Raw genomic sequence first — 6,380 nt, forward strand, 5'->3', positions numbered from 1 at the left:
GGCAACCTCAATGCCCCACGGCGAAGGCAATCGGCGCCGAACGGGCCAGGCCGCCGCGGCACTTGAGCACGCGCAGTTGTGCCGGTCGGGCATCGATGGCAATGCGCAAGGCCGCCGGCGAAGGGTTGATCGCTTCACCGAGGGGACGATAGGCGAAGGCCAGGGTCTGGCCGGTTTCCGCCGCCACCTGCAAGCGGCGCAAGGCGCGGTCATCAGCCTTGTGCGGCCAGCACAGCACCGCGCCGCAACTGCCCGAGCGCAGACATTGTTCCGCGGCCCACAGCGCATCGCGCTCGCTGGCCTGGATGATCGACAACTGACGCAGATCGACCCCGGCGCCCTGCCACGCCTGGGGGTACGGCACACAAGGCGGCGCCACCAGCACGATGCGCTCGCCCGCCGCCGACAGCCGTGCCAGCGTCGGCCACACCAGTTGCAGCTCGCCCACGCCCTGCCCGGCCAACAGGATCTCCGTCAGCGCCGCCTCCGGCCAGCCACCGCTGGGCAATGCGGCGTCCAGCGCGGCATGCCCGGTGGGTTGCGGGCTGGCAGCCGGTGGCGCAGGCCGGCCCTTCCAGACCTGGCCGCCATTGAACAGCGTATCCAGCGCAACGACGGCACCCATCAGCCTTGCCTCACCAGGCCACAGAACACACCCTCGATGGCCAGGTCCCGGTCGGCCTCGACAATGATCGGCTGGTAGGCCGGGTTGCGTGGCAGCAAGCGAACCACATCGCCGACCCGTTCGAAGCGCTTGATGGTGACTTCGCCGTCGAGCCGCGCCACGACGATCTGGCCATTAACGGCCTCGGGGCTGCGGTGCACACCAACCAGGTCGCCGTCGAGAATGCCGTCCTCGATCATCGAATCACCGCGCACCCGCAACATGTAGTCCGGCACCCGCGAGAAGATCGACGGATCGAGCAGCAAGCGGCTATGGATTTGCGCATCGACACCAATCGGCGCACCGGCCGCGACCCGACCGAGCACCGGGATGTCCAGCAACTCGGGACGCGGCAGCTGCCCGAGCAAGCGAATGCCCCGGGCCTGATTCGGGTTGACCTCGATAAACCCGGCTTCGGTCAGCGCCAGCACATGCTTGCGCGCCACGCTGCGGGAGGCGAAACCGAACGCCTCGCTGATCTCGGCGAGGCTCGGAGGCTGACCGTGCTCGGCGATGCGATCGCGGATAAAGGTCAGGATGGCGGTACGGCGGGGAGTCAGAGTCGTCATGGAGTACATTTGTACTCTTTTGGCTTTTTCCTGGCAAGGACCGTGTAGGAGCAGCCGGTCGACGCTCGACTGCTCGCGATAAGGCCAGCACAGTCAACATCGATATTGAATGTCAGTCCGCTATCGCGAGCAGGCTCGCTCCTACAGGGTGAGTTGTGCCAGAGCAGGCCATCCTCCTGGTGTGCAACTCGATAGCCCGCAGACGTAAACCAAGCACTCCTTACTCGAACAAAACGGACGATCAAAAAAATAAGGCCTACCGTTCGTCGCCTTTCTAAAAAATTAGCATCTCTAGAAAATAAAAATCCATAAAAAAAGTACAAAACGCACATTTACTCCTACAGAAATATTCTACTCGACACAGCAAGATCATTTCTGCTTGCCGAAAACTAAAACACAGTTTCAAAAAGGAATTTCACAGCTCCACGCTAGAAACTATCCACACCAAAACAAAACCCAGCCACTAAGGTTCCTAACATCATGCAGGACGCTTCTTAAAAACATGCAGGAATCCCCCTACAGCACAGAATTCTCTCGCTTGCATTCAACAGTAAAATCAACTAATCCTTGCAGCAGCACTTAATGCCAAGTGCCCCCATAAACAAAAGCAAAGTGAAAATAACAAATCTGAAAAAGTGCCACTCAATGACTAAAAATATTTTGCCCAGAGCTTTTTCCCTAGCGTCCATATTCATAAAAGAACAATTAAAAGAACCCATCGCCTTTTTTTGGATCATGATATCACCTTGCGCGATGTTCTATTTTTTTGCGACAACCAGACAGGACCCGAACTGTTTTTCCAGCAATTATATTACGATTTCAGCATGGTTTTATGCCTACATCTCTTCAAGTGTCGCATTATTCGGATTCGCCTTTTACATAATCGGAAGAAGGGAAAGCGGATTCACCCGATCATTTATTTACTCCAAGGAATCGAAACTGATTTTTCTTTTATCGCACTTCATTGCCTACTCGCTAATATCGATATCTTATTGCGCAACCTTTTACTTAACGACCAAATTACCATTCGGAAACTACGACCTCAATGAACTACTGAATATCACACCACGCTTTTACATCTGCTTTATCATGTTTTGCGCGATCGGGGCTGTATTCTCATTATTACCGATCAACTTTCAGAACTCGAACACTTTGCTTTCCATTTTTTCGTTCTGCATGCTGATTCTCGGTGTAATGAGTGCCAGCAGATCAAACCCCATCACCGACACTTTGAACCTCGCAAATCCACTGACACTTGCAAGCCAGATAATGGAACAAGGCCTTGAATCCAACAAACTCATCACGACAGCAATAATTCTTTTATTTATTTCAGTACTGCACAGAACGTTCAAGCACTTAAGAATCAATCCCGTATGGAGCCGATACTGATGAAAAAATTCACGGCGCAGAGCATTGACTTTTCCTATACAGACAAGCCCCTCTTGGCCCAGGCATCTCTTGAGGTTGCTCAAGGTGACATTGTCGGCATTCTGGGGCCCAATGGATCTGGAAAAACAACTTTTTTCGATATCGTCTGTGACCTTAAAAAAGCAAAGTCCGGCTTCATAAAAAACGGCTTCAGTCACTTTTTATACCTTTCTCAAATCATCTCCACTCCCCCACCGCTGCGCATGCGTGACATTTTTAAAATGGTGACCGCGCTGTCATCAAGCGAACCCATGACGCAAGATAAAACCCTGAAAAAACTAAGCGCGTGGAGCCCTGCGATAGTTGATCGATACCAAGACATATGGAACAAAAAATCATCACTATGCAGCTACGGAGAGACACGCTGGTTCTTTACTCTCTCTCTTCTTTCAATTTCTGCAGACTTTGTGATTCTCGACGAACCTACTGCCGGTGTAGATCCAGAGTTTCGTAGCTATATTTGGCAATGCCTTCACGGCGCCGCCAGGGAGGGCACCGCTATTCTGGTTTCCTCGCATAATGTTGATGAGGTAATTAACCATTGTGATTATTTTTACATGATTAGCCAGCAACGCTTCAATCGCTTTGCCAATGGTAGTGAGTTCATGCATCGGTATGGCGTAAAGACTGTGGACGATGCATTTATCCGAGCCGTTACTGAGCCTGTATTCGCAACATAAGCAACGGGAAGCGCACACGGGGGAGCTGCCTCAGACCGCGACAGCTCCCAATGAGGAATGGAGTTCGATTCAGTCGGTAAGTCCAGCCAGATAAGCCCACGGATAAATCCCCCGCTCATGCCCATCGCTGAAGACCAGTTGCAAACCATACCCCTGCGAGTGCAATTCGATCACCTGAACCCGCGCATCCACCATCGGCGCCATCCCCCGCAACCGAAACGCCCGGCACTGCGAGCACGGGCACTGCCGACGCAATTCGGCGTGTTCGAACACCTGCTCGCGACCATCCGGCCAGTTCAGTCGCAACTGCTGTTTGCTGCGGGAATTGCCAATCGCCAGCGGGCTCATTGCAGTTGACTCAAGGCGATGCGCACGGCCTTGCGCACTTCAGGGTCGCCGTCGTCTTGTGCGGCCTGCAATGGCGCAATGGCCCGTGGGTCGTTCAATTCGCCGAGGGCCAAGGCGGCTTCCTTGCGCAGGTTGCTGATGCGGTGGCCGAGGGTGTCGATTAGCGCTTCGAGCGACGGTACAAAACGCAAGCGACCGAGGCTGCGGGTGGCGCGCAGGCGCACTTGCCAGTAATCGTCGCCCAGGGCATCGATCAGGGCCGGGCCGGCGTCGGGGTGGCCGACCTTGCCCAGGGTGGTGGCGGCTTCTTCGCGGACTTGCCAGGCAGCGTCGCGCAAGGCCTGGCTCAGGGCCGGCAGCACCTGCGCGTCAGACGCCAGGCCCAAGGCCCCGGTGGCGGCACGCCGCACCTCGGTGTCCGGGTCAGCGCTGGCCAGTCGCGCCAGTGCCGGCAAGGCATCGAGTTGCTTGAGCCAGCCGAGCACGCCCACCGCCTCGCGGCGCACGCTGGCGCTTTCATCAATCAGTGCCCGGGCCGCCGCATCGGCGGCATCAGGGCAACGCAACTCGCGCAACGCCCTGAACGCGGCGATGCGTACGCCGCTGTCGGCGTGCCCGGTCCACGGCAGAATGACCCGGCCCGCCGCTTCACTCTTGAGCAGGCTGAGGCTTTGCGCAGCGGCCACCTGCACCGCCGGGGATGGATCCGTCAGGGCCTGGCACAACGCTTCGACCACCGGCTCGTCCTCCCAGGCTTCCAGCAACCGCGCGGCTTCGGCGCGTACGTCTGCAATTGGGTCTTCGGCCAGTCGATTGATCAACCACTGCAGGCCGTCCGGTTCCTCGAGATCGGCCAGTTCGATCAGCGCGATCCGGCGTACACCGGGGTCGTCATCGGTCAGGCGTGGTTGCAGGGCAAGAATGTCGTCGTTATCGGTTACATCGAATAGTGAGGTCATAGGGCAAATCGCGGCAGTTTGTTTTCAGGGGGAAGTCCGAGCGGGTTCAGGCGCGGCAGTTGCCGGCCGTCTTCGTGCCGCAGGAGTTCGAGGCAATGACGCTTGAGGTGCGAGAATTCAAGGCGGGTTACCAGCTCGGTGCTGCGCGGCCTGGGGAAGTCCAGGCGCAGGTCTTCGATGATTCGGCCGGGGCGCGAACTCATGACCAGCAGGCGATCGGCGAGGAACAGCGCTTCGTCTATGTCATGGGTGACAAACACCACGGTGGTGCGGATGCGCGTCCAGATGTCCAGCAGCAGTTCCTGCATGTTCAACCGGGTCAGGGCATCGAGGGCACCGAAGGGTTCGTCCATCAGCAACAGGCGCGGACGGTTGACCAGCACCCGGGCAATTTCCACCCGTTGCTGCATGCCGCCGGAGAGTTGATCGGGCCAGCGCTCGGCAAAACCTTCGAGGCCCACCAGGGCGAGGATTTCATCCGCCGCCTTGTGCCGTTCGGCCTTGTCGATGCCTTGCATTTTCAAGCCGAACGCCACGTTGTCGCGCACCGTGCGCCACGGAAACAGGGTGTGCTGCTGGAACACCATGCCGCGCTGAGGCGATGGGCCCGACACCGCTGCGCCATCGACATCCAGCGTACCGGTGCGCGGTTGCAGGTGGCCGGCCAGGGCACCGAGCAAGGTCGATTTGCCGCAACCGGACGGCCCGAGAATGCACACGAACTGCCCAGGCTCGATCTGGCAATCGAGGCCCTGCACTGCTTCGAAAGCCTCGAGCCCCTCGCCCAGGCTGATTGACAGCCCGCGAATATCGATACGCCCTTGCAGGTGTTGAAAAACGCTCATCAGGCTTTTCCTCGCGGTCGATGCCAGGGCGTGAACAGCCCGCCCAGACGCTTGATCAACAGGCTGCTGCCCATGCCGAGCACGCCGATCAACAACATGCCGACCACGATGTCGGCGTAGTTCTGGATGGTGTAGGACTCCCAGGTGTAATAGCCGATGCCGAATTGGCCGGAGATCATTTCCGCCGTCACCAGGCAGAACCACGAGGTGCCCATGCCGATGGCCAGGCCGGTGATGATGCTGGGCGCAGCCCCCGGAAGAACGACCTCCAGCAGGATGGCCCGGCGCCCTGCCCCCAGGCTTTTCGCCGAGGCGATCAGCCGTGGGTCGACGCCTTCGACACCGTGCACGGTGTTGAGCAGGATCGGGAACAGTGCGCCGGTGAAGGTGATGAACACCATCGACAGTTCCGAGGAGGGAAACATCAGGATCGCCAGGGGAATCCAAGCCACGGCCGGGATCGGGCGCAGCACTTCCAGGGGTGGCAGCAACAGATCTTCGGCCCATTTCGAGCGGCCGATGGCCAGGCCCAGGGCCACGCCGATGATCAGCGCCGCGAGGTAACCGGCGAACACCCGGCCGAGGCTGCTGCCCAGGTGCTGCGCGAGCTTGCCGGAGTCGCCGAGGCCTAGGGCGGCTTCAATGACCGCCAGAGGTGTCGGGACGTTGGCGAAGGTCACCAGACCGAGGTTCCAGTGGTGGCTGGCGGCGAGTTGCCAGAATACGAGACAGAGCAGCAAGGATGCGGCTCTGGGAATCCAGCGTGAATATGATCGGTACACAATTTTTCCTCTCACCCCGAGAATCCTGTGGGAGCGAGCTTGCTCGCGATGAGGTCATCACATTCAACCTCGATGTTGAATGTCAGTCCGCTATCGCGAGCAAGC

The 6,380-nt window shown here is 58.2% G+C and carries 7 protein-coding genes; 1 reads left to right on the top strand and 6 read right to left on the bottom strand.

Annotated features, from left to right (window positions below; translation table 11 throughout):
- Positions 1-7: 7 nt before the first annotated feature.
- Positions 8-625, bottom strand: coding sequence for a translesion DNA synthesis-associated protein ImuA (gene imuA, locus AC1DU9_RS22310; protein ID WP_223462842.1), 618 nt, complete (start codon positions 623-625; stop codon positions 8-10).
- Entirely contained in the window at positions 625-1,242 is a 618-nt protein-coding gene (lexA, locus tag AC1DU9_RS22315) for a transcriptional repressor LexA (protein ID WP_223462841.1), read from the bottom strand. The genes imuA and lexA overlap by 1 nt, the downstream gene beginning before the upstream one ends.
- 1,379 nt (positions 1,243-2,621) lie before the next feature.
- On the opposite strand from lexA, the gene AC1DU9_RS22320 reads away from it, so the two are divergent.
- Positions 2,622-3,341, top strand: a complete 720-nt coding sequence (locus tag AC1DU9_RS22320) for an AAA family ATPase (protein WP_477810793.1) — start codon at positions 2,622-2,624, stop codon at positions 3,339-3,341.
- Positions 3,342-3,410: 69 nt separating this feature from the next.
- On the opposite strand, the gene AC1DU9_RS22325 is transcribed toward AC1DU9_RS22320, so the two are convergent.
- The 4 genes from AC1DU9_RS22325 to AC1DU9_RS22340 are packed head-to-tail and all read right to left on the bottom strand — an operon-like array spanning position 3,411 to position 6,275.
- Positions 3,411-3,689, bottom strand: coding sequence for a DUF971 domain-containing protein (locus AC1DU9_RS22325; protein ID WP_477810794.1), 279 nt, complete (start codon positions 3,687-3,689; stop codon positions 3,411-3,413).
- Entirely contained in the window at positions 3,686-4,648 is a 963-nt protein-coding gene (locus tag AC1DU9_RS22330) for a HEAT repeat domain-containing protein (RefSeq protein ID WP_477810795.1), read from the bottom strand. Before AC1DU9_RS22330 ends, AC1DU9_RS22325 begins: the two co-directional genes overlap by 4 nt.
- Entirely contained in the window at positions 4,645-5,493 is an 849-nt protein-coding gene (locus tag AC1DU9_RS22335; RefSeq protein WP_477810796.1) for an ABC transporter ATP-binding protein, read from the bottom strand. Before AC1DU9_RS22335 ends, AC1DU9_RS22330 begins: the two co-directional genes overlap by 4 nt.
- Complete coding sequence (locus tag AC1DU9_RS22340) at positions 5,493-6,275, bottom strand: ABC transporter permease (RefSeq protein WP_477810797.1); 783 nt, start codon at positions 6,273-6,275, stop codon at positions 5,493-5,495. The genes AC1DU9_RS22335 and AC1DU9_RS22340 overlap by 1 nt, the downstream gene beginning before the upstream one ends.
- Between the last annotated feature and the right edge of the window lie 105 nt (positions 6,276-6,380).

Source organism: Pseudomonas sp. P4_C1 (assembly GCF_056402155.1).

What these genes read in the sequence shown, in the direction of transcription:
- AC1DU9_RS22320 (WP_477810793.1), top strand. Translation starts at nt 2,622, where the DNA reads ATGAAAAAATTCACGGCGCAGAGCATTGACTTTTCCTATACAGACAAG.
- lexA (WP_223462841.1), bottom strand. Translation starts at nt 1,242, where the DNA reads ATGTACTCCATGACGACTCTGACTCCCCGCCGTACCGCCATCCTGACC.
- AC1DU9_RS22335 (WP_477810796.1), bottom strand. Translation starts at nt 5,493, where the DNA reads ATGAGCGTTTTTCAACACCTGCAAGGGCGTATCGATATTCGCGGGCTG.
- imuA (WP_223462842.1), bottom strand. Translation starts at nt 625, where the DNA reads ATGGGTGCCGTCGTTGCGCTGGATACGCTGTTCAATGGCGGCCAGGTC.
- AC1DU9_RS22325 (WP_477810794.1), bottom strand. Translation starts at nt 3,689, where the DNA reads ATGAGCCCGCTGGCGATTGGCAATTCCCGCAGCAAACAGCAGTTGCGA.
- AC1DU9_RS22330 (WP_477810795.1), bottom strand. Translation starts at nt 4,648, where the DNA reads ATGACCTCACTATTCGATGTAACCGATAACGACGACATTCTTGCCCTG.